Consider the following 20,113-nt stretch of genomic DNA (forward strand, 5'->3'; position numbering starts at 1 on the left):
GGGGGCTGGTCGCGCAGTTCCCCGCGCCCCTGGGCGGCGCAGTGACCCTGCGCCACGATGGATTGTGCGCCGCAGGCGTCCGTCCCTCAGGACCCGCCGGCGAAATGCCCGCCCACCAGTCCCCGCACCACATCCAGATCCCGCGCGATCAACGCGTCCAGCAGCGCTGCGTGCTCCGCCGCGTCCGCGATCAGGTCCGCCCGTCCCCGTACGGCGGACCCGCCCACCAGCGGCCACTGCGACCGTCGGTGCAAGTCCTCCGAGATCTGCACCAGTTGCTCGTTCCCCGACAGCAGCAGCACCGCGCGGTGAAAGGCCCGGTCGGCCTTCGCGTACGTGGCCCGGCACCCCGAGGACGCGGCCCGTACGGTCGCCTCCGCCATCGGCCGCAACTCCGCCCAGCGCTCCACCGGCACACTCCGTGCCAGCCGCAGCACCACCGGCACCTCGATCAGCGCCCGCACCTCGGCCAGTTCGGCCAGCTCGCGAGCCCCCCGTTCGAGGACCCGGAACCCGCGGTTGGGAACGACCTCGACGGCGCCCTCCAGCGCGAGTTGCTGCATGGCCTCCCGCACGGGTGTCGCCGACACCCCGAACTGTTCTCCCAGCGCGGGCGCCGAGTACACCTCTCCGGGCCGCAACTCCCCCGCGAGCAGCGCGGTTCGCAGGGCGTCGAGGATCTGGCCCCGCACCGAGGCCCGCTGCACGACCGGCCGGGGAATCGGCACCTCACTGTGGGTGTGTTCGCCCCGGACCCCGGAACCCTCCTCGGCCCGGGCCCGCGCCACGTCGGAGGCCCGCAGCTGCGGCGGCACCCGGACGGACCCCGCGTCCCGGTCCACGACCCGCTCCGCACCCCCCGTCCCGGCGGAGCGCTGCGCACCCTGCTTCACGGGCCCTCCTCCGGACGTGTCAGTACTTGGGGTCATTAACGGCAGGTTGTTACTCACCCGTCAAGCACCTTAGGCGCAGAACGCTCCAGTTCAAATCCTGGACAACTTGGTAAGGTTAGGCTTACCTCCAGTCGACTGCGAATCGGTGGACCCGCATGCTCGCACCGCTGCCCGCCCCCCGTTCGACCCCTGCCGTTCGTTCGGCCGTCGCCGCCGCCTACGCGCGTCTGACCGAGGCCCTCCCGGTGCTGACGGTCACGGAGCTGCCCGAGGACACCCCACTCCCGGCCGGCGACGGCTGGGTCACCGCCGCCGCCCTCGCGGAGAACGCGACCACCCTGGACGCCTTCCTCGCCTGGGACGACGAGCAGGTCCTCAGGGACAACGCCAGGAAGGGCCGCCCGGACGTGATCGCCGGCTTCGGTCTGCACCGCTACGCCTGGCCGGCCTGTCTCCTCTTCACGGCACCGTGGTTCCTGCATCGCCGGGTCCCCCGCTACCCCGTGACGCACGTCTCCTACGACCGCACCCGGGGCCCGATGGCCCTCGCGGTCCACCCGAGCCGCTTCGCCTGCCTCCCGGACGACCCGGCGGCAACGCTGCCGGGCGCGTACACGGTCCCCGACGAGGAGTCCCTGCGCGCCGAGCTGCGGGACGCGGTCGCCGAGCACATGGAGCCGCTGCTGGCCGCCTTCGGCCCGCGCATGCGCCGCCGGGGCCGGGCCCTGTGGGGCATGGTGACCGACGAGATCGTCGAGGGGATCTGGTACGTCGCCGGGCTCCTCGGCGAGCACGAGAGGCGCCGGGCCGAGCATGCCCTGGAGCTGCTGCTGCCCGGGACGACGAAGCCGTACGTCGGCTCGCCGGCCTTCCGCGTGCTGGCCGGTCCGGACGGCGGGTCCCTGCCCACCCGGGACCGGGTGAGCTGCTGCATGTACTACACACTGGATCCGGACGACACCTGCGCGACCTGCCCGCGCACCTGCGACACGGACCGGATCTCCAAGCTCACTGCGGCCGCGGCGAGTTGAGGGACCCTCAGGGGACCCCCGGTGCGGACTCCGTTTCCGCGTCCCGTAAGATCAACGCCGACTGGGACGCCCGTTCGGTTACAGGCAATTCACAACTTCCTCACTTGTCGCAGGAACTTTCCGTGGAACCCCCCGGACGGGTAGTCTTATTCGAACTCAACTCCCGCCCCTCAAGCGGCAGTTCGAGCAGAACGCCGCCCTGGGCATCCCCTTGCACTTCCTTGGCGGCCTCTTGCCCCGAAAACGCCTGAGGGCCGTTGGGATTGGGCCACTATGGCGGGCGTTACGCCCTATCCCAATGCAAGGGACCCCAGATGAGACTGACCGACATATCGCTTAACTGGTTGCTTCCGGGCGCCGTACTGCTCCTGGGCATGCTGGCGGCGGTGGCGGTGCTCGCGCGGAGCAAGCGGTCCGGCGGGGAGCACGCGAAAGACGACTCGTGGGAGCGCAGCGAGGAGCGCCGCAGGCGCAAGGAAGCCATATACGGCACCGCCTCCTACGTCCTCCTGTTCTGCTGTGCGGCGGTTGCCGCCGCCCTCTCCTTCCACGGTCTGGTGGGCTTCGGCCAGGAGAACCTCGGCCTCTCCAACGGCTGGGAGTACCTGGTCCCGTTCGGCCTGGACGGCGCGGCCATGTTCTGCTCCGTCCTCGCTGTGCGCGAGGCCAGCCACGGTGACGCCGCGCTCGGCTCCCGGATACTGGTGTGGACGTTCGCGGGTGCCGCGGCCTGGTTCAACTGGGTGCACGCGCCCAGGGGTTTCGGTCACGACGGCGCGCCCCAGTTCTTCTCCGGCATGTCCCTCTCGGCGGCCGTCCTGTTCGACCGCGCGCTGAAGCAGACCCGTCGGGCCGCGCTGCGCGAGCAGGGTCTGGTGCCGCGTCCGCTGCCCCAGATCCGCATCGTCCGCTGGCTGAGGGCGCCGCGTGAGACGTACAAGGCCTGGTCGCTGATGCTGCTGGAGAACGTGCGCAGCCTCGACGAGGCGGTCGACGAGGTCCGCGAGGACCAGCGTCAGAAGGAGGCGGCCCGCCTCATGCGCCGCGACAAGGAGCGGGTGGAGCGGGCGCAGCTCAAGGCGATCAGCCGGGGCCACCGCGGCTTCGTCGGCCGGGGCGGCGGGCGCCAGTTGGAGCAGCAGCCGCAGGCCGCCCTGGAGCGGGCCTCGGCGGAGCCTGCGATATCCAACCCGGAGCCGCTGCCGGTACGCCAGCGTCCTTCTCTCCAGCCCGTCCGCGGGGCTTCCGAGTCGAGCTCGGTCGATCTCACCGCGGAGGACGACACAATGGCCCTGCCGCGTCTCGACTCGCTGGAGCGCAAACTCAAGGATCTTGAGCAGCAGTTCGGCTGAGGCGAAGGCCGAGGCCTGAAGGGCGCGGCCGAAAGGCCGGAGCACCACGGGAAGGGGGCGTGACCGACGCGGTCACGCCCCCTTCCCGTGGTTCACGCCGCTCCCGCGTCGAGTTCGAACCAGACGGACTTGCCCACGCCGTGTGCCCTTACGCCCCAGGCGTCCGCGAGGGACTGCACCAGGGCGAGGCCCCTGCCGTGCGTGTGGTCGTCGGCGTTCGCCATCCGCACCCGGGGTATGCGGGCGACGAAGTCCCGCACCTCCACCCGCAGGGCCCGCGGCCCGACCGTGGCCGTGACGACCGCGTCGTGGTCGGTGTGCACGAGCGCGTTGGTGACGAGCTCGCTGGTGAGCAGTTCGGCTATCTCGGATCGCCCGGGCCTCCCCCAGTGCCGTAACAACTCGCGCAAGGCCCTGCGTGTCTCGGGTACGGCCCCCAGGTCCGCCCGCTCCAGTCTGCGCCGGAGCTGAGGCGACTGCGCCTGCTCCAGGGCGCTGTCGGCGTTCTCCTCCATGGTCTGTGCCGAGAAGGCCCCTACTGCCGTGGGACCGCCTCCTCGTGCCTGCCTCTTCATGACCCCCGCCCGCGTGCCGATGTCGGTTTCCCTCCTGCTCGAACACGTTCACGGGGATCCATGCCCCGTAGTTCATGCGCCAGTCATGTCGAATCGTCAACGACCAGGTGTTCGGCCACGTTTGCGGGGGCGACCACGGCCGTGCCGACGGAGCGGACGGATCCCCGGCGGCGCCCCGCGAACCCCCGCGTACGACGGCGCGGTTGCCGAGGAGAGGACCCCCCGCGGCGGTCCGTACGGGGCGTCTGCCACGCGGTGCCTGTGCCGCTGGTCCCCTCCGGATGGCATGTGCCCCGCGCTCCGCTGTCCGCCTGCCGGACGCCACGGGTGGCGCGCGAGCCCTTCACGAGCGGGAAGGCCCCGGGAAAGCACCTGTTCGGCGGGGTGAGTCCCGAGGCCCGGGAGGAGTGGGCTGACCAGGCCCGGCAGGCGGCGACCGGCCCCGGACGCACCCGTGCCCGGCCCGGCCGCCGGGTGAGGAGCCTGCCGTACGACGGCACGCGCGCCCCTGAACGACGTGCGCCCCCGCCGCCGGCACCCGAGGATCGGGGTCCGGCGGCGGGGGGTGAGCCGGTGCACGAGTTCCCCTCGGGCGGCCTCCGGTCCCACGGTGCCGTGGGGCTCCCGGCCCACCTGGCTCCGGGACACCGGGATCGCCCGGCATGGGCCGATGTGCCGACTCCGCGCTGCCGACCTCGTCGTATACGGCGAAGAGGTGGGGCAGCAGGGAAACTGGCCGGAATCCGCCGCTACTTGCTGCCGACTCCCTTGGCGCCGATGTGGAGGATCTGGTGGCTGTCGCGGGTCATGTCGACCACGAGGGTGCTGGTCTGGCCGGCGCTCCAGGTGAGGGTGACGACGGCCTCGGTGCGGGCGGCGGTGGAGCCGTTGTCGGTGACCTTCCAGGCCAGGGGCACGTTCTGGGCGCGCAGCACGCCGTCGGCGTGCTCCTTCTCCTCCCAGGCGTTCAGCTCCTTCTGGAAGGCGGGCGTGAGGTAGTGGGAGCGGAGGGCGTCCCGGAGGTCGCCGCTGCCCTCGTCGGTCACCGCGTCGATGTAGGCGCCGTAGAAGTCGGCGATGCGCGTGATGTTGTCGGAGGGCTTCCCGCTGACGCTGCGCGGTGCTCCGGCGGAGGCCTGGGCCGTGACGCCGAGCCCGAGGGCCAGGGCGAGGCCGAGGGCCAGGGTGGTGCGGCGGGTCGCCTTGGTCGTGTTCATCTCTGTTCCCCGTTTTCTTTTCGGTTCCTGCTGCTGGTCATGCGTTTCTGCCGCTGGACCTGTGGTCCGTGCGGGGCCGCCCGCCCGACCCCCGTGCGGGAGGGCGGCCCCGGCTTCAGTGGAGCTTGTTCACCGCGGTGGCGGTCGTCTTCTTGAAGGCCTTGACCGGGGCGTCGGCGAAGTCGCCCATCTGGGACCACTCCACGACGGTGACGGTCCGGTCGTCCCGGCCCACGGACAGCAGGCGGATGTCGGTGGCGCCGTACGAGTACTCCGTGTGCAGTCCGTGCACCCGGGCACCCTCCTCGACCGCGACCTTGCCGTAGTCCTTGTACGTCGCGTCGAGCTCCGGGTCGCCCTGTTCGAGGCGGTCCGCGCAGGTGCGGATCTCCTTGTTCATGAGGGTGGCGAGGGCCGCGGCCTTGGTCTTTGTGCCGACCTCGATCGTCAGCTGGCGGGCGCTGGTGTCCAGGTCGGTGCGGAAGTCGCGGTACCGGGAGTCGTAGCCCGGCAGCGCGTCCTTCAGGCAGAGCAGCAGTTCGTCCGGTACGCCGTCGGTGACCTTGCCCGCCGTCCACGTGGACGAGGGGTGCGGGGGGAGGTCGGCGGCCGAGAGGAACTTGGGCGCGGCCGGCGCGGCCCCGGCCTGCACCGCGAGGGTGACGCCGAGCATGAGGCCGGTGAGAGAGAGTACGGTGAGCCCGCCTGCTCGACTGTGCTTGGGCATGGGTGTCCCCCGTGAGATACGTACAGGAATGTGGGATGCCACGACGACGCCGGATGGTCGGTCCGGCCCGGTCGGTGTGACACCAGAAGCATCAGCGGTCACACGGGGCGGACGCAACAAGGGACACGGGATCCGTCGGCATGGAACCATCCCAGGCCGTCTGACGTGCAGGTATAGGGAGTGCCTGGGATGCGGGATCTAGGGGGAATCGTTGTCGGCACCTGAACCACAGGACGATGTCCACGAGTTCGCGGCCCTGCTGCGGCGGCTGAAGGAGCGCACGGACCGCAGCTATGGCTCGCTGGCCCGGCGCCTGGGCATGAACACCTCGACCCTGCACCGGTACTGCGCGGGGGACGCCGTGCCGGTCGACTTCGCGCCGGTGGAGCGGTTCGCCGCCCTGTGCGGGGCGTCGGCCGAGGAGCGGATGGACCTGCACCGGCTGTGGCTGTCGGCGGTGGCGGCGAGACAGCGGCCTCGGACTGCGGAGCCGACGGAGTCGTCTGGGTCGTCTGGGTCGTCTGAGGCTTTCGTCGTGCCGGCGGGAGCAGTGGAAGATCCTCACGCGGACACAGCCGGTGGGCCGGACTCGGAGAGCGCGTACGAGGCAGAGGGACCGGACGACAGCGAGAGTGCGGGTGAGCCGGACACCGTGCGGGTGTCGGGGCCGGCTCCCCCGCCCCGCCCCTGGTACCGGCGTCGGCGTCTCCTCGTCACCGCGGCCGCCGTCGTGGCCGCTCTCGCCACTGTGGGCAGTCTGTCGGCGCTGCCGTCCGGCCGTCCCGCCTCGGACAAGGTGGCCCAGGCTCCTGACCCGTCGTCCCGGACGACCGCGTCGGGCCTGCCCGGCCGTTCCGGATCGCCGTCACCGAGTCCCTCCGCCGCCTCCGCCTCCCCCTCGACCAAGACCACCGGAACGCGGCCCTCCGCGTCGGCGTCCCACGGCCGCGGCACCTCGAAGGAGAGCGCGGGGCCCGGGCAGCGGGGGACCTCCGTCGGCACTCCCCTGACCTGGAGCGCGAACTCCCAGATCTGGGAGGGAAGCTGCGGTCACGACTACGTCATCGACAAGCCGCCCTCCCAGGTGCCCCCGCCCCCGCTCGTGCAGGACGCCGGCATCTGGGCGGCGACGCAGGGCGCGATCCACGGGCGGGAGACGAAGGTGCAGATCACCGTGCAGGGACGGTCGTCCACGGCCGTCGTCCTGGAGGCGCTCCGCGTCCGGATCACCGGCCGCGGCACCCCGGCCCCCGGTACCGATTACGCCATGGACCAGGGCTGCGGCGGCGGGATCACCCCGCGCGGCTTCGACGTGAACCTGGACATCGACCGCCCCGTCGCCCACGCGGTCGCCGGCAACGAGACCGGACAGACCGTCCCCGCGGTGCAGTTCCCCTACCGGGTCTCCGCCTCGGACCCGGAGGTGCTGCTGGTCAACGCGACGACCCAGACGTACGACTGCAGCTGGTACCTCGAACTCGACTGGTCCTCGCAGGGCCGCACCGGCACGGTCCGCATCGACGACCACGGCCGCCCGTTCCGCACGAGCAGCATCAAGGGCCTGACGCGTCTCTGGTACGGCACGAACAGCGCCGGTGAGCGGGCGTGGGTACCGTCCGGCACCTAGGGCCTTTCCGGCGCGGACCCCACTCGGTGAGCCGTGCCGTCGGCGTCCACGTAGGTGAACTCCCGTAGCCCGTAAGGCGTGTCGGCCGGCTCGCCGAAGCGGCCCTCGACGCCGGAGGCCGCCCACTCGGCATGGACGGCGTCGGCGTCGCCCACGTAGAGGTAGACGACGGCTCCGGTGCGCAGCGGGTCGTGCTCGGACCACTCGCTGAGGTGGATCGACACCGCCCCCCGCTCGACGAAGCCGTACCGCTGCGGACCGTCGTAGGCACGCGCGGTGAAGCCCAGCCGGCGGTACCGCTCAAGGGCCGCGTCGAGGTTGAGGACCGGGATGACGGGCGCGACATCGGTGAAGGCGATTTCCGGCATGCGGCCAGTCTGGCAGCCACTGGCTCCTCAGGGCCGTGGCATGTTGCGGAGGTTGGAGCGGGCCATCTGGAGCATCCGGCCGACTCCGCCGTCCAGGACGATCTTCGAGGCGGACAGCGCGAAGCCGGTGACCATCTCAGCGCTGATCTTCGGCGGGATGGACAGGGCGTTGGGGTCGGTGACGATGTCGACGAGGGCGGGCCCCTTGTGCTTGAACGCCGACTTCAGGGCGCCGGCGAGGTCCTTGGGCTTCTCGACGCGCACGCCGTAGGCGCCACAGGCCTGAGCCACGGCCGCGAAGTCGGGGTTCTTGTTGGTGGTGCCGTAGGAGGGCAGGCCGGCGACCAGCATCTCCAACTCGACCATGCCGAGCGAGGAATTGTTGAAGAGGACGACCTTCACGGGGAGGTCGTACTGCACGAGGGTCAGGAAGTCGCCCATCAGCATGGAGAACCCGCCGTCCCCGGACATCGACACGACCTGTCGCCTCCGGTCGGTGAACTGCGCCCCGATCGCCATGGGCAACGCGTTCGCCATGGACCCGTGCGAGAACGAACCGATCACGCGGCGGCGGCCGTTGGGCGAGATGTAGCGGGCGGCCCATACGTTGCACATGCCGGTGTCGACGGTGAACACCGCGTCGTCGTCGGCGAGTTCGTCCAGTACGGAGGCCACGTACTCGGGATGGATCGGGACGTGCTTGTCGACCTTGCGGGTGTACGCCTTGACGACCCCTTCGAGCGCGTCGGCGTGCTTCTTGAGCATCTTGTCCAGGAAGCGCCGGTTCGTCTTCTCCTTCACCCGGGGCGTCAGACAGCGCAGAGTCTCCTTCACATCACCCCACACGGCGAGGTCGAGCTTGGAGCGGCGGCCCAAGTGCTCGGGACGCACGTCGACTTGGACGATCTTGACGTCGTCGGGGAGGAAGGCGTTGTACGGGAAGTCGGTGCCGAGCAGGATCAGCAGGTCGCACTCGTGGGTGGCCTCGTAGGCGGCGCCGTAGCCGAGCAGGCCGCTCATGCCGACGTCGAAGGGGTTGTCGTACTGGATCCACTCCTTGCCCCTGAGGGCGTGCCCCACGGGGGACTTGACCTTCTCCGCGAACTCCATGACCTCGGCGTGCGCGCCCGCGGTGCCGCTGCCGCAGAACAAGGTGATCCTGTCGGCCTTGTCGATCATCTCGACGAGCTTGTCGACCTCGGCGTCGCCGGGGCGGACGCTGGGCCGGGAGGTGACGAGGGCGGTCTCGGCGGCCTTCTCGGGGGCGGGCTGGTCGGCGATGTCCCCGGGCAGGGAGACGACGCTGACGCCGGAGCGGCCGACGGCGTTCTGGATGGCGGTCTGCAGCAGCCTCGGCATCTGCTTCGGGTTGGAGATCAGCTCGCTGTAGTGGCTGCACTCGCGGAACAGCTGGTCGGGGTGGGTCTCCTGGAAGAAGCCGAGGCCGATCTCGCTGGAGGGGATGTGCGAGGCGAGGGCGAGGACCGGGGCCATGGAGCGGTGGGCGTCGAAGAGCCCGTTGATGAGGTGCAGGTTGCCGGGCCCGCAGGAACCGGCGCAGGCGGCCAGCTTCCCGGTGATCTGGGCCTCGGCGCCCGCGGCGAAGGCGGCGGTCTCCTCGTGCCGTACGTGCACCCAGTCGATGCCGGCGGTGCGGCGGACCGCGTCCACGACCGGGTTGAGGCTGTCGCCGACGACGCCGTAGAGGCGTTTCACCCCGGCCTTGACGAGGATGTCCACGAACTGTTCGGCGACGTTCTGTTTGGCCATGGATCCATGCACCCCTTCGGTCTCCTTGGGTCCATCAATCCACACTGGCCGCGATCACGCCTCCCAAACAGCGGCGGCCGTACGGTCGTCGGCATATCCCTTGACCCGGACCTGGGAGTCGGCGAGGAACGCGGCGAGGCCGGGCGGGGTGGGGTCCGACCACCGTCCCGTGAGGTACTCGCGCAGTTCGGGCTCGCCGCGCAGGGGGTCGGCGAGGCCGCCGGTGCACATCAGGAGGGCATCACCCGGGCGGGCGACGGAGGCGCGGAAGCGGAAGGCCTCGCGGGGCGGTTCGGGTGCGGGCTCGTAGGGGCTCGGGGGTGTGGGGATGCCCAGGTCCATGGTGAGCCGGTCGCCGTCGGGGGTCTCGGGGGGCAGCGAGCCGAAGCCGACGACGGGTTCGCCGGGGAGGTCGGTGACCTGGGGTTCGATGTCCTGCCACTCGCCGTCGCGGAGGCGGAAGAGTCCGCCCGCGCCGACGCCGAAGAAGACCCGGACACGGCAGTCGGGGTCGGCGGGCAGGAGCAGACAGCGAAGGGTGGCGGCGTACTCCTCCGGGTCGATGCCCTGCTCGACGGCGCTGGCGCGGAGCTTGCCGAGACTGCGGTCGGTGAGCCGGTGCAGCCCTGACTTGAGGTCACCTCGGCGGGCGGCGCCGATGTCCTGCGCGAGCCGGGCGTGACTGCGCCCCACGGCGCGCCCGATCCAGTGACATGCCTCGGCTGCGGCGCGGTGGGCGCCGGGGGTGGCGCGGGCGCCGGTGGCCATGGCCACCAGGATCAGAGCCTGCTCGCCGGTGCCGAAACGGGCGGTGAGCAGGGAGTCCCGCCGGGGCTCGCCCCGGAACCTGGCCGAGTCCCCGCGCACGGACACCGCCCGCAGCGTGCAGGCCCCGTACCTGGCCCCGTCCAGCACGGTGTCCGCCACCAGGTCGTCGAGTTCGTCGGGGTCGGCGGGTGGGAGGGCGGTGGGTTCGGCGTCGTAGGTCGGCGGACCGGAGCCGACGAAGCCGACGAGTGCGGGCGGGAGGGTGGGCAGGTCCACGCGGGTGGCGGTGCGGGGTGCCTGCGGGGCGGGTTCGTCCTGGTAGGGGGCGCTGACCTGGCCGTGGCCGGGGTCCTGCCCGGGGCGCTCGGGCGTGGGATTGGGTTGGGTGGAGCCGGGGCCGGTGCGGGGTGGTGGCGCGACCGCGGGGGTGGCGTCCTGGACGGCGTCGGCATCGGGGGCGAAGCCGGGGGCGGGTGGAGCAGCCCACCGGTCGCCCTCGCCACGGGGTGTGCCGGCCGCGCGTCGATCCGAGGGCTCTGGAGGGCTCTCGGGACGGCGGCCTGGGGTCGGCGCGTCCTCGTCCCCGCCGGCAGGGGCGGCCCCACCGGAGACGGAGCCCTCCCCGGAGTCAGCCTCATGCGACCCGGCACCGCCCGGGACACCCTCACGGAAGCCGGGCCCAGGGGCGTCGCCACGGTCGGGTGGGACGGGCCCACCGAGACCGCCCCCGCCCGAGTCACCGCGCTCGGACGGGACAGCACCGTCGACGTCCTGGGCCGGACCCCCAGCGGGCTCCCCTCGCGAAACCTGCCCGCCGAAACCGCCCCGGTCCGAGTCACCGGTGCCGGGCGGGGGTGGGGCCGCGGGGCGAGGTGGGGCGGAGGGGGGTGGGGGTGGAGCCGTCGGGGGCCTCGGGGGCTCGGTCGGCATCCGCGAGGCCGGGACCGACGTGGCCGGAGGGGTCTCCGTGGACGCACGACCACCCGGTGGCGCGGGCGGCCGGTCCTCGGGGGCGCGCTCGACGAAGCCCGGTGGCTTCGGGCCGGGCGGGAAGGAGGCGGGCGCGTCAGAGGGCGGTTCCGGTTCCCACGGCGCTCGGTGCCGGCCGGGTGCGGGGGCCGCCTCGTCGGGGATGCCGGTGCGCGGCGCGGGAACCCCGGGACCGGGCCGAGGACCCCTCACCCCGGAACCTGCCCCTCCCCCATCGCCGCCGTCCCGGGGTCCTTCGGCCTCGTCGGCCGTACTCACCGTGCTCCCGGACCCGTCCCGTACCGTCCCCGCCGCCGAGGCGAAGCGGTCGTCGAGGGTGTCCGGGGCCGGTGCGGGGCCCGTGTCGTCGGTGGAGTCGTACAGCTGCCTCCACCAGTCGTCCTCTTGACCGGTGGGCCTTCCCCCCTGCTGGCTCATGCCCCTGATTGTCCACGGTGCGGGCCGTATGAAAACGGGGCATCGCGAAAATCAGGTGCCGCCGCGCCCGTCGAACGACGTGTCGAGTGAGCTGTCGAACGCGTGTTGCCCAAGAGGCCGGGCCGGCTCCACGACCATCGCTTATCTGCGCTTCCCGCCGTCCTCCTGCACCCTGGACGAATGGGAGTGTGGGACCTCCTGCTGGTCGGCCTGGTCATGCTGTTCGGCCTGGTCGGGGTTCTGGTGCCCGGCGTACCGGGGTCGTGGCTCGTGTGGTCCGCGGTCCTGTGGTGGGCGCTGAAGGATCCGCAGCCGGTCGCATGGGGCGTGCTCGTGGGGGCCACGGTCGCCCTGTTCCTCTCCCAGGTGGTGCGCTGGGCGCTGCCGCCGCGCCGGCTGCGGACGAGCGGGGCCACCCCGCGCATGGCCGTGTACGCCGGGGTGGGCGCGTTCCTCGGCTTCTTCCTGATCCCCGTGCTCGGCGCGATCCCCGGGTTCATGGGCGGCATCTACCTCTGCGAGCGCCTCCGCCTCGGCCGCCACAGGGAGGCGAAGGCCGCCCTGCGCACGGCGATGCGCTCGGGCGGCTCCAGCGTGCTGGCGGAACTCTTCACCTGTCTGCTGATCACGGGCGCGTGGCTGGGGGCGATGTTGTGGGGATGACGTACGGGATACCGATGTGCGCGCCACCCGCGCGTGTTTGGGTGGCTGCCATGACCGAATTCAGCGAGGCCGAGCGCGCGTACCTGAGGTCCCAGCGGCTGGGGCGGCTGGCCACCGTCGACCCGCAGGGACAGCCGCAGGCGAACCCGGTCGGCTTCTTCCCGCAGGACGACGGGACCATCCTGGTCGGCGGCCACGCGATGGGCCGTACGAAGAAGTGGCGCAACCTCCAGAGGAACCCGAAGGTCGCCCTGGTCGTCGACGACATCGTCAGCCTGAACCCGTGGACCGTGCGCGGCATCGACATCCGCGGGGAGGCGGAACTCCTCACGGGTCCGCACGAGTTGGGCCCGCACTTCAGCGAGGAGCTGATCCGCATCCATCCGCGACGGATCCACAGCTGGGGGCTGGAGGAGTCCTGAGTCTCACAGGGCGCCTTCGAGGGTGAGCAGGGCCGTCTTGCGTTCCAGGCCGCCCGCGTACCCGGTGAGCAGGCCGTTCGCGCCGATCACCCGGTGGCACGGGCGGAGGATCAGCAGGGGATTCGCGCCGATCGCGCCGCCCACGGCCCGGACGGCGACGTGGGAGGCACCGACGCGGGCGGCGATCTCGCCGTACGTCGTGGTCGCGCCGTACGGCACGTCGTCGAGGGCGTCCCAGACACGGGTCCGGAACTCGGTGCCGCTCGGGCGCAACTTCAGCTGGAACTCCTTGAGTTCACCGGCGAAGTAGGCGGCCAGCTGCTCCTCGGCGTCCCGGAAGGGGGCGAGGTCGTGGACCCAGCCCTCCTGGACGGTACGGCCGTTCTTCTGGCCGGGGACGGACAGCGAGGTCAGTGCGCCGGTCTCGTCGGCGGTGAGCAGCAGAGTGCCGACCGGGCTGTCGATACTGGTCCAGCGGATGGCCATGATTACTCCAACTCTCCTGCTGTGCGCAGGTGTTGCCAGGCGTAGGAGCGCCAGGGGCGCCAGGTGTCGGGGGTGTCGAGGCCCGGCGGGGCGACATCCGGATCGCCGAGGGCGCGGCTGCGGATGACGGCGACGGTACGGGCGTCCAGACCGGGCAGGGCGAGCAGCGCGTGCTGCGCCTCGTCGCGGTCGGCGCCCGGATCGAGTCGTACGGTTCCGTCGGCGAGGGCGGTGGCGAGCGCGCCGAGAGAGCCGGCCGCCTCGGACAGGGCCGCGGACTCGGGGAAGAGGTGGGTGAGGCTGCCGCAGGGCGCGTCCAGGGTCTTGCCGTGGCGCCGGACGAGCCGTTCGGCTTCCGTACGGCCGACCAGGGCCCGTACGGCGCACTCCTCGGGGTCGGCGGCGCCGGGCGACCGGAGTCCGGGACGGGCGGCGACCAGGGGGGCGAGCCGGGTGTCCTCGCCGAGCCGCTCGTCGACGGCGTAGGGGTCGGCGTCGAGGTCGAGGAGCCGCCGCAGCCGTCCGACGGCGGTGGTCAGATCGCGAGGGTCGGTGAGGTGCAGCTGGGCGTCGAGCCAGCCGCCGGGGTGCGCGCCGGAGGTGGTCCTGGTCGTGCCGGGGCGTTCCTGGACGGCGACGATGCCCGTGCCGTGCGGGAGGCGGAGGGTGCGGCGGTAGGTGCGCCGGCCGGGTGCCCCGCTCACCTCCTCGACGCCGGGCACGGCCTCGCTCTCCAGCAGGTCGAAGACGGCGCCGGACCGGTAGGGGCCGCGGTGCGCGAGCCGTAGCGGAATGCCCGCCGCGGGAGTGGCCGCGCGGCGGGTGGTCCGGGCCGCGGCCCGCAGGGCGCTGGGCGTGGCGGCGTAGATCTCCCGGACCGTGTCGTTGAACTGCCGCACGCTGGCGAAGCCCGACGCGAACGCGATCTCCGTGACCGGCAGGCCGGTGGTCTGGAGCAGGACGCGCGCGGTGTGGGCCCGCTGGGCCCGGGCCAGGGCGACGGGTCCCGCGCCGAGCTCGGCGGTGAGCTGGCGCTGGACCTGGCGTGCGCTGTAGCCGAGGCGGTCGGCGAGCCCGGCGACGCCCTCCCGGTCGACGACACCGTCGCCGATCAGGCGCATCGCCCGGCCCACCACGTCCGCCCGGGCGTTCCAGTCCGCGGAGCCGGGCACCGCGTCCGGACGGCACCGCCGGCAGGCCCGGAACCCGGAGCCCTGCGCGGCGGCGGCCGTCGCGTAGAAGCGGACGTTGTGACGCTTCGGGGTCACCGCAGGACAGCTGGGGCGGCAGTAGATCCCGGTCGTCTCGACGGCGAAGAAGAACTCCCCGTCGAACCGGGCGTCCCGGCTGCGGACGGCTTCGTACCTGGTGTCTTCGTCCATCACGCCATCCAGTCTCGCCGGTCGGCACGGGTTGGGCTGGCGGAAAACGGACATGGGGGTGGGGTCTGCCGGTGGGCGGCTGCGGGTCCGGCCCCCACCCACCGGCTGCCGAACGACTACGCCCAGCGCCCCCGCTTCGCCTCCATCGCCGCCTTCCCCTGGGCTCCCCGCTTCTTCCAGTCCTTGCGGATCTCGGCACGGAGCCTCGCGTCCGTCTTCGCCACGATCCGCTGGTTCTCCCGGATCAGCTTCCGGTAGCTCTCCAGCCGCCGCTCGGGCAGCTCACCGGAGTCGATCGCGGCCAGCACCGCGCAGCCCGGCTCGCTCTCGTGCGCGCAGTCGTGGAAGCGGCACTTCCGGCCCAGTTCCTCGATCTCGGAGAAGACCTGCGCGACACCGGTCTCGGCGTCCCACAGGCCGACCCCCCGGAGGCCGGGCGTGTCGATCAGCACACCCCCGCCGGGCAGGGCGAGCAGGTTGCGGGTCGTGGTCGTGTGGCGCCCTTTCCCGTCGGCGTCCCGCGTGGCCTGCACGGTCATCATGTCCTCGCCGATGAGCGCGTTCGCCAGGGTGGACTTCCCGGCACCGGACTGCCCGAGCAGCACGGACGTACCGCCGGAGACGACCGCGACGAGAACGTCGAGCCCTTCCCCGTCCAGGGCGCTGACGGTCAGCACCGGGACCCCCGGCGCCGTGGTCTCCACGTCCTCCACGAGATGCGCGAGGGTCGCCGCGTCCGGCACGAGGTCGGCCTTGGTGAGCACGACCACCGGCTGGGCGCCGGACTCCCAGGCCAGGGCCAGGAAACGTTCGATGCGGCCGAGGTCGAGTTCGACGGCCAGCGACACGGCGACGATCGCATGGTCGACGTTGGCCGCGAGGATCTGCCCCTCGGACCGCTTGGAGGAGGTGGAGCGCACGAAGGCGGTACGGCGCGGCAGATAGGTCCGTACGTACCGCGGGTTGCCCGCGGGTTCGACGACGGCCCAGTCGCCGGTGCACAGCACCCGCATCGGGTCGTTCGGGGTGACGAAGGCGGTGTCGGCCCGCAGCATCCCGTCGGCGGTGACGATGTCGCACTGCCCGCGGTCGACCCGGACCACGCGTCCGGGCAGGAGCCCCTCGGGCTCGTAGGGGGCGAACGCGTCCGCCCAGTCCTCGTCCCAGCCGTAGGGAGCGAGAGCGGAGAAAACCTGAGAAGTGGAGCTGGAAGTCAAGGGAGACCCTTCACAAGGGTGGCCCCGGCACCAGGAGTTGGTGTCAGCCGACGGCCACGGAGGTGGACTTGATGATCTGGATGCGGGCAGCGCTCGTCGCAAAGACAGCCATCGGTCGACACCTCCCTGATTCCTGCTCGTGGGGCACGGCAGCCGTGAGCCGCCGTGCGAAGTGATCTCACCATAGGGGCGCCGGCGTGCGGGGCGCCACCGGTTTTCCGGACCCCGACGCGAGCGCCCGCCTCACTCGAACAGCCCGGTGCGCTGGTCGTCCGGGAGGAGCGGTTGTGGCATGGAAGCCGACCCCCATCTCCAGGAGACCCCGTGACGACCCACCGCCCACCCCGCCCGCTCCGTGTCCTCGCCCCCGCACTGGCCGCCGGAGTCCTGATGACGATCGCCGGGTGCTCGGACGGTGAGGACGGCGGGCCGGACCGCGCGGACACCACGCGGATCTCCTCCTCGCCTCTCGCGCAGGCCTCCCCGGCCCCGCTCACCGCGGCCGGGGCGCGGGCCGCGCTGGTGACCGAGGCGGACCTGGAGGACGACTGGACCCAGGTCAAGAACGCGGCCAAATGGCGCGACAGCCTGCTGGTCGGCAAGGTGGACGTCGCCGACTTCATCACCGGCAAGGCGGACGCCGCCGACTGCCAGAAGCTCCTCGACCGGCTCTACAGCGACGATCTGCTGGGCAAGCCGTCCGGCGCGTCCGCGCTCACGGGCTTCCAGCAGGGCGACTCCCGGCTGCTGTACCAGGTGGCCGCCTATGACAGGGCGGGACTCGACACGTCCTTCGCCTGGCTGAAGAGTCTGCCGGTCAAGTGCGACCAGTTCACGGCGAAGGACACCTCCGGCGCTGCGCGCACGGTCCAGGTGATCGAGCGCTCCCTGCCCAAGGGGGGCGACGCCCGGCAGGGGCTGCGGGTCACGGTCCAGGGCACCTCGGGCGGCGCGCCCACCACCCTCACCCTGGACGTCGCGGCGGTGCGGGTCGGCACCGACACGATCACCCTCACCAACGGCGGCCTCGACGGAGTCGACGGCGACAGCACCGAGCAGGCGGCGAAGCTCGGCACGGCACGGCTGAAGGACGTACAGGCGGGCCGGACCCCGTCCGGCGACCCGAGCGAGATCGACTGATGGCCCGGTGAGCGCCGTTCATCCCGCGGCCACCGTCCCCAGCCCCCGCCGCGACCACGCGCCGGTCGGCTGTCGGGGTGTTCCCACCCGGAGAGCCATGTGACATAGTACTGGCGTGAGCAAGCGACTGACCTGCGATGTCGTGGTCGTCGGAGCCGGGATGGTGGGCGCGGCCTGCGCTCTGTACGCCGCCCGGGCGGGCCTCGACGTGATCGTCGTCGACCGCGGCCCGATGGCCGGCGGCACGACCGGCGCCGGTGAGGGCAATCTCCTGGTCTCCGACAAGGAGCCGGGTCCCGAGCTCGGACTCGCCCTGCTGTCCAGCCGGTTGTGGGCCGACCTGGCGGAGGAGGTCGGCGACGCGATCGAGTACGAGCTCAAGGGCGGCGTGGTCGTCGCCGCCACCCCCGACGGCCTCGAAGCCCTGGAGAAGTTCGCGACCGGGCAGCGGGCCGCGGGCGTCGAGGCGGTACCCGTGGACGCGGATCGGCTGCGGGAGCTGGAGCCCCAGGTGGCGCCCGGGCTCGCCGGCGGTGTGCTGTATCCCCAGGACGCGCAGGTCATGCCCACGCTGGCCGCCGCCCGTCTCGTACGCGCCTCGGGTGCCCGCCTGGCCACGGGGGCGGCGGTGACGGAGGTGCTGCGCGGTGCCGGCGGTGCCGTACGCGGGGTGCGGACCGGCCGGGGCGAGATCCACGCGCCGCATGTCGTCAACGCCGCCGGGACGTGGGGCGGTGAGCTGGCCGCGCTGGCGGGAGTGCACCTCCCCGTGCTCCCCCGGCGCGGTTTCGTCCTCGTCACCGAGCCCCTCCCCCGCCTGGTCCGCCACAAGGTGTACGCCGCCGACTACGTGGCCGACGTGGCCAGCGACTCGGCGGCCCTGCAGACCTCGCCGGTCGTCGAGGGGACGGCGGCAGGGCCCGTCCTGATCGGCGCGACCCGTGAACGGGTGGGCTTCGACCGCTCGTTGTCGCTGCCCGCACTGCGAGGGCTGGCGGCGGGCGCGACCCGGCTGTTCCCGTTCCTGGAGCACGTGCGCGCGATGCGGACGTACCTCGGCTTCCGGCCGTACCTGCCCGACCACCTGCCCGCGATCGGCCCCGACCCGCGTGTGCCCGGCCTGTTCCACGCGTGCGGACACGAAGGCGCGGGCATCGGACTGTCCACCGGGACAGGGCAGTTGATCGCGCAGGTGCTGGCCGGGGAGGCGCCGGCGCTGGATCTGGCACCGTTCCGGCCCGACCGTTTCCCTGTCTCCCCACTCGCCTCCTCGTCCAGCTCCTCGTCCAAGTCGTCGTCCGGTTCCTCGTCCGACTCCGGGGAGGCCTCGTGAATCCGCTGGAACTGGCGCGCGCCGAACCCGGTCCCGCCTTCACCGTCACCCTCGACGGGCGGGAGATCGAGGCCCTGCCCGGCCAGACCGTCGCCGCCGCGCTGTGGACCGCGGGGGTCACCTCCTGGCGCACCACCCGGGGCGAGGGCCGCCCGCGCGGGATCTTCTGCGGCATCGGCGTCTGCTTCGACTGCCTGGTGACCGTCAACGACCGCCCGAACCAACGGGCTTGCCTGGTCCCCCTCCGACCGGGCGACACGGTCCGCACGCAGGAGGGGACGGGCCGCCATGGGTGAACCGGGACTGGCGGTGATCGGCGCGGGCCCGGCCGGCCTCGCGGCCACCCTCGCGGCAGCCGCACGCGGCGTCCACGTCACGCTGATCGATTCGGCTGCGGAGGCGGGCGGGCAGTTCTACCGGCAGCCCGCACCTGGGCTCGGAGCCCGGCGCCCCCAGGCCCTGCACCATCAGTGGCGGACCTGGGAGAGACTGCGGGACGGACTGCGCGCACACGTACGGGCGGGCCGGGTACGACACTTGACGGACCATCACGTCTGGTTCGTCGAGCGCCGAGGTGCCGCCGGGCTCACCGTGCACGCCCTCACCGGCGCGGAGCAGGAGGAGCCGGGCGAGGTGCACGCCGACGCGGTCCTCCTCGCCACCGGCGGCTACGAGAAGGTGCTGCCCTTCCCCGGCTGGACCCTGCCCGGTGTCGTCACCGCGGGCGGGGCGCAGGCCATGCTCAAGGGCGGGCTCGTACTGCCCGGCCGTACCGCTGTCGTCGCCGGGACCGGCCCGCTGCTGCTGCCCGTCGCCACCGGGCTCGCGGCGGCGGGAGCGAAGGTCGCCGCGCTGGTGGACTCGGCCGACCCGACATCATTCCTACGGCGGTCCCGGGCGCTGGCGGGCCGGCCGGACAAGGTGGCCGAAGGCGCCGGGTACGCGGGCCTGTTGCTCCGGCACCGGGTGCGTACGCTCCTGCGCCACACCGTCGTGGAGGCGCACGGCGCCGAGCGGCTGGAGGCGGTCACGATCGCCGCCCTCGACCGGGACGGACGGGTGCGCCCCGGAACCCGGCGGCGCCTCGGCTGCGACGCCCTCGCCGTGGGCCACGGCATGCTGCCGCACACCGACCTCGCCGACGCGCTGGGCTGCCGGGTCGACGGGACGGACGTCTACGTCGACGACGAGCAGCGCACCGACGTGCCGGGTGTGTGGGCGGCGGGCGAGACCACCGGCATCGGCGGCTCCGCCCTGTCCCTCGCCGAAGGGCACATCGCCGGGCGGTCGGTCGCGGCACGGCTGGCCGGGCGGGTGCCGGACCGGGGTGAGTGGGCGGCCACCGCACGCACCCGGGAGAAGCTGCGGGCCTTCTTCGCCGCCGTCGACTCCGTGTACGCGCCGCCCGTGCACTGGGCCGAGCAGGTCACCGACGAGACGGTCGTGTGCCGTTGCGAGGAGGTGTCGGCCGGTGCCGTGCGGGAGGCGGTGCGGGAGCTGGGGGCCGGTGATCTGCGGACCGTGAAGCTGCTCACGCGGGCCGGGATGGGCTGGTGCCAGGGCCGGGTGTGCGAGCCCGGAGTGGCCGGAGTCGCGGGGTGCGCGCAGACGGCGGTGCGCAGGCCGTTCGCGCGGCCGGTGCCGCTGGGCGTGCTGGCGCGCGCCGGAGAGGACGGGGAGTCCGCCGGAGAGACCGGGCAGTCCGGAGAGTCCGGAGAGTCCGAGGAACCGTGAG

The 20,113-nt window shown here is 72.7% G+C and carries 19 protein-coding genes; 9 read left to right on the top strand and 10 right to left on the bottom strand.

Annotated features, from left to right (window positions below):
* Positions 1-86: 86 nt before the first annotated feature.
* Complete coding sequence (locus RKD20_RS09680) at positions 87-893, bottom strand: GntR family transcriptional regulator (protein ID WP_424877367.1); 807 nt, start codon at positions 891-893, stop codon at positions 87-89.
* A 155-nt stretch (positions 894-1,048) separates the two neighbouring features.
* Between RKD20_RS09680 and RKD20_RS09685 the strand changes: the two genes are divergently transcribed.
* Both RKD20_RS09685 and RKD20_RS09690 read left to right on the top strand, forming a co-directional pair.
* Positions 1,049-1,924: a (2Fe-2S)-binding protein gene (locus RKD20_RS09685; protein WP_424877368.1), complete on the top strand. Its 876-nt coding sequence runs from the start codon at positions 1,049-1,051 to the stop codon at positions 1,922-1,924.
* Positions 1,925-2,238: 314 nt separating this feature from the next.
* Positions 2,239-3,276: a DUF2637 domain-containing protein gene (locus tag RKD20_RS09690; RefSeq protein ID WP_424877369.1), complete on the top strand. Its 1,038-nt coding sequence runs from the start codon at positions 2,239-2,241 to the stop codon at positions 3,274-3,276.
* A gap of 92 nt (positions 3,277-3,368) precedes the next feature.
* On the opposite strand, the gene RKD20_RS09695 is transcribed toward RKD20_RS09690, so the two are convergent.
* The 3 genes from RKD20_RS09695 to RKD20_RS09705 all read right to left on the bottom strand — a co-directional run bounded on the left by RKD20_RS09695 (position 3,369) and on the right by RKD20_RS09705 (position 5,795).
* Positions 3,369-3,791, bottom strand: coding sequence for an ATP-binding protein (locus RKD20_RS09695; protein ID WP_424877370.1), 423 nt, complete (start codon positions 3,789-3,791; stop codon positions 3,369-3,371).
* An 809-nt stretch (positions 3,792-4,600) separates the two neighbouring features.
* Entirely contained in the window at positions 4,601-5,068 is a 468-nt protein-coding gene (locus tag RKD20_RS09700) for a hypothetical protein (protein ID WP_424877371.1), read from the bottom strand.
* Positions 5,069-5,183: 115 nt separating this feature from the next.
* Positions 5,184-5,795: a hypothetical protein gene (locus tag RKD20_RS09705; protein WP_424877372.1), complete on the bottom strand. Its 612-nt coding sequence runs from the start codon at positions 5,793-5,795 to the stop codon at positions 5,184-5,186.
* 211 nt (positions 5,796-6,006) lie between these two features.
* Between RKD20_RS09705 and RKD20_RS09710 the strand changes: the two genes are divergently transcribed.
* On the top strand, positions 6,007-7,422 hold the full coding sequence (locus tag RKD20_RS09710; protein ID WP_424877373.1) for a helix-turn-helix domain-containing protein: 1,416 nt from the start codon (positions 6,007-6,009) through the stop codon (positions 7,420-7,422).
* Here RKD20_RS09710 and RKD20_RS09715 read toward each other — a convergent pair.
* Genes RKD20_RS09715 through RKD20_RS09725 form a run of 3 tightly spaced genes read right to left on the bottom strand, consistent with a single transcriptional unit; the run spans position 7,419 to position 10,604 of the window.
* Positions 7,419-7,790, bottom strand: a complete 372-nt coding sequence (locus tag RKD20_RS09715; RefSeq protein WP_424877374.1) for a bleomycin resistance protein — start codon at positions 7,788-7,790, stop codon at positions 7,419-7,421. The genes RKD20_RS09710 and RKD20_RS09715 overlap by 4 nt on opposite strands.
* A 27-nt stretch (positions 7,791-7,817) precedes the next feature.
* Positions 7,818-9,560 (bottom strand): pyruvate dehydrogenase, encoded by a 1,743-nt coding sequence (locus RKD20_RS09720; protein WP_424877375.1) that lies wholly within the window; start codon positions 9,558-9,560, stop codon positions 7,818-7,820.
* Positions 9,561-9,614: 54 nt separating this feature from the next.
* Positions 9,615-10,604 carry a protein phosphatase 2C domain-containing protein gene (locus RKD20_RS09725; protein WP_424877376.1) on the bottom strand — a complete coding sequence of 330 codons (990 nt, stop codon included), beginning with the start codon at positions 10,602-10,604 and terminating at the stop codon, positions 9,615-9,617.
* Positions 10,605-11,915: 1,311 nt separating this feature from the next.
* On the opposite strand from RKD20_RS09725, the gene RKD20_RS09730 reads away from it, so the two are divergent.
* Both RKD20_RS09730 and RKD20_RS09735 read left to right on the top strand, forming a co-directional pair.
* Complete coding sequence (locus RKD20_RS09730) at positions 11,916-12,398, top strand: DUF456 domain-containing protein (protein ID WP_424877377.1); 483 nt, start codon at positions 11,916-11,918, stop codon at positions 12,396-12,398.
* Positions 12,399-12,448: 50 nt separating this feature from the next.
* Complete coding sequence (locus RKD20_RS09735; RefSeq protein ID WP_424877378.1) at positions 12,449-12,820, top strand: PPOX class F420-dependent oxidoreductase; 372 nt, start codon at positions 12,449-12,451, stop codon at positions 12,818-12,820.
* Between the two features lie 3 nt (positions 12,821-12,823).
* On the opposite strand, the gene RKD20_RS09740 is transcribed toward RKD20_RS09735, so the two are convergent.
* The 3 genes from RKD20_RS09740 to rsgA form a co-directional block, all read right to left on the bottom strand.
* Complete coding sequence (locus RKD20_RS09740; RefSeq protein WP_424877379.1) at positions 12,824-13,306, bottom strand: methylated-DNA--[protein]-cysteine S-methyltransferase; 483 nt, start codon at positions 13,304-13,306, stop codon at positions 12,824-12,826.
* Between the two features lie 2 nt (positions 13,307-13,308).
* On the bottom strand, positions 13,309-14,688 hold the full coding sequence (locus RKD20_RS09745) for an AlkA N-terminal domain-containing protein (protein ID WP_424883189.1): 1,380 nt from the start codon (positions 14,686-14,688) through the stop codon (positions 13,309-13,311).
* A 116-nt stretch (positions 14,689-14,804) separates the two neighbouring features.
* Complete coding sequence (rsgA, locus tag RKD20_RS09750) at positions 14,805-15,905, bottom strand: ribosome small subunit-dependent GTPase A (protein WP_424877380.1); 1,101 nt, start codon at positions 15,903-15,905, stop codon at positions 14,805-14,807.
* A gap of 390 nt (positions 15,906-16,295) precedes the next feature.
* Here rsgA and RKD20_RS09755 point away from each other — a divergent pair, with 390 nt between their 5' ends.
* The 4 genes from RKD20_RS09755 to RKD20_RS09770 all read left to right on the top strand — a co-directional run bounded on the left by RKD20_RS09755 (position 16,296) and on the right by RKD20_RS09770 (position 20,112).
* Positions 16,296-17,045 carry a hypothetical protein gene (locus RKD20_RS09755; RefSeq protein ID WP_424883190.1) on the top strand — a complete coding sequence of 250 codons (750 nt, stop codon included), beginning with the start codon at positions 16,296-16,298 and terminating at the stop codon, positions 17,043-17,045.
* 115 nt (positions 17,046-17,160) lie between these two features.
* A complete protein-coding gene (locus tag RKD20_RS09760; RefSeq protein ID WP_424877381.1) occupies positions 17,161-18,378 on the top strand; it encodes an NAD(P)/FAD-dependent oxidoreductase in 1,218 nt (405 codons plus the stop codon).
* Positions 18,375-18,674, top strand: a complete 300-nt coding sequence (locus RKD20_RS09765) for a (2Fe-2S)-binding protein (protein WP_424877382.1) — start codon at positions 18,375-18,377, stop codon at positions 18,672-18,674. Before RKD20_RS09760 ends, RKD20_RS09765 begins: the two co-directional genes overlap by 4 nt.
* Complete coding sequence (locus RKD20_RS09770) at positions 18,667-20,112, top strand: NAD(P)/FAD-dependent oxidoreductase (protein WP_424877383.1); 1,446 nt, start codon at positions 18,667-18,669, stop codon at positions 20,110-20,112. Before RKD20_RS09765 ends, RKD20_RS09770 begins: the two co-directional genes overlap by 8 nt.
* Position 20,113: the final 1 nt, after the last annotated feature.

The organism is Streptomyces sp. SLBN-8D4 (assembly GCF_049739545.1).
Classification (GTDB): domain Bacteria; phylum Actinomycetota; class Actinomycetes; order Streptomycetales; family Streptomycetaceae; genus Streptomyces; species Streptomyces canus_C.

Excerpts from the sequence above, each read along its gene's own strand:
- RKD20_RS09745 (WP_424883189.1), bottom strand. The coding sequence starts at position 14,688 with ATGGACGAAGACACCAGGTACGAAGCCGTCCGCAGCCGGGACGCCCGG.
- RKD20_RS09735 (WP_424877378.1), top strand. The coding sequence starts at position 12,449 with ATGACCGAATTCAGCGAGGCCGAGCGCGCGTACCTGAGGTCCCAGCGG.
- RKD20_RS09730 (WP_424877377.1), top strand. The coding sequence starts at position 11,916 with ATGGGAGTGTGGGACCTCCTGCTGGTCGGCCTGGTCATGCTGTTCGGC.
- RKD20_RS09755 (WP_424883190.1), top strand. The coding sequence starts at position 16,296 with ATGACGATCGCCGGGTGCTCGGACGGTGAGGACGGCGGGCCGGACCGC.
- RKD20_RS09715 (WP_424877374.1), bottom strand. The coding sequence starts at position 7,790 with ATGCCGGAAATCGCCTTCACCGATGTCGCGCCCGTCATCCCGGTCCTC.
- RKD20_RS09740 (WP_424877379.1), bottom strand. The coding sequence starts at position 13,306 with ATGGCCATCCGCTGGACCAGTATCGACAGCCCGGTCGGCACTCTGCTG.
- RKD20_RS09685 (WP_424877368.1), top strand. The coding sequence starts at position 1,049 with ATGCTCGCACCGCTGCCCGCCCCCCGTTCGACCCCTGCCGTTCGTTCG.
- RKD20_RS09690 (WP_424877369.1), top strand. The coding sequence starts at position 2,239 with ATGAGACTGACCGACATATCGCTTAACTGGTTGCTTCCGGGCGCCGTA.
- RKD20_RS09720 (WP_424877375.1), bottom strand. The coding sequence starts at position 9,560 with ATGGCCAAACAGAACGTCGCCGAACAGTTCGTGGACATCCTCGTCAAG.
- RKD20_RS09695 (WP_424877370.1), bottom strand. The coding sequence starts at position 3,791 with ATGGAGGAGAACGCCGACAGCGCCCTGGAGCAGGCGCAGTCGCCTCAG.
- RKD20_RS09770 (WP_424877383.1), top strand. The coding sequence starts at position 18,667 with ATGGGTGAACCGGGACTGGCGGTGATCGGCGCGGGCCCGGCCGGCCTC.
- RKD20_RS09700 (WP_424877371.1), bottom strand. The coding sequence starts at position 5,068 with ATGAACACGACCAAGGCGACCCGCCGCACCACCCTGGCCCTCGGCCTC.
- RKD20_RS09705 (WP_424877372.1), bottom strand. The coding sequence starts at position 5,795 with ATGCCCAAGCACAGTCGAGCAGGCGGGCTCACCGTACTCTCTCTCACC.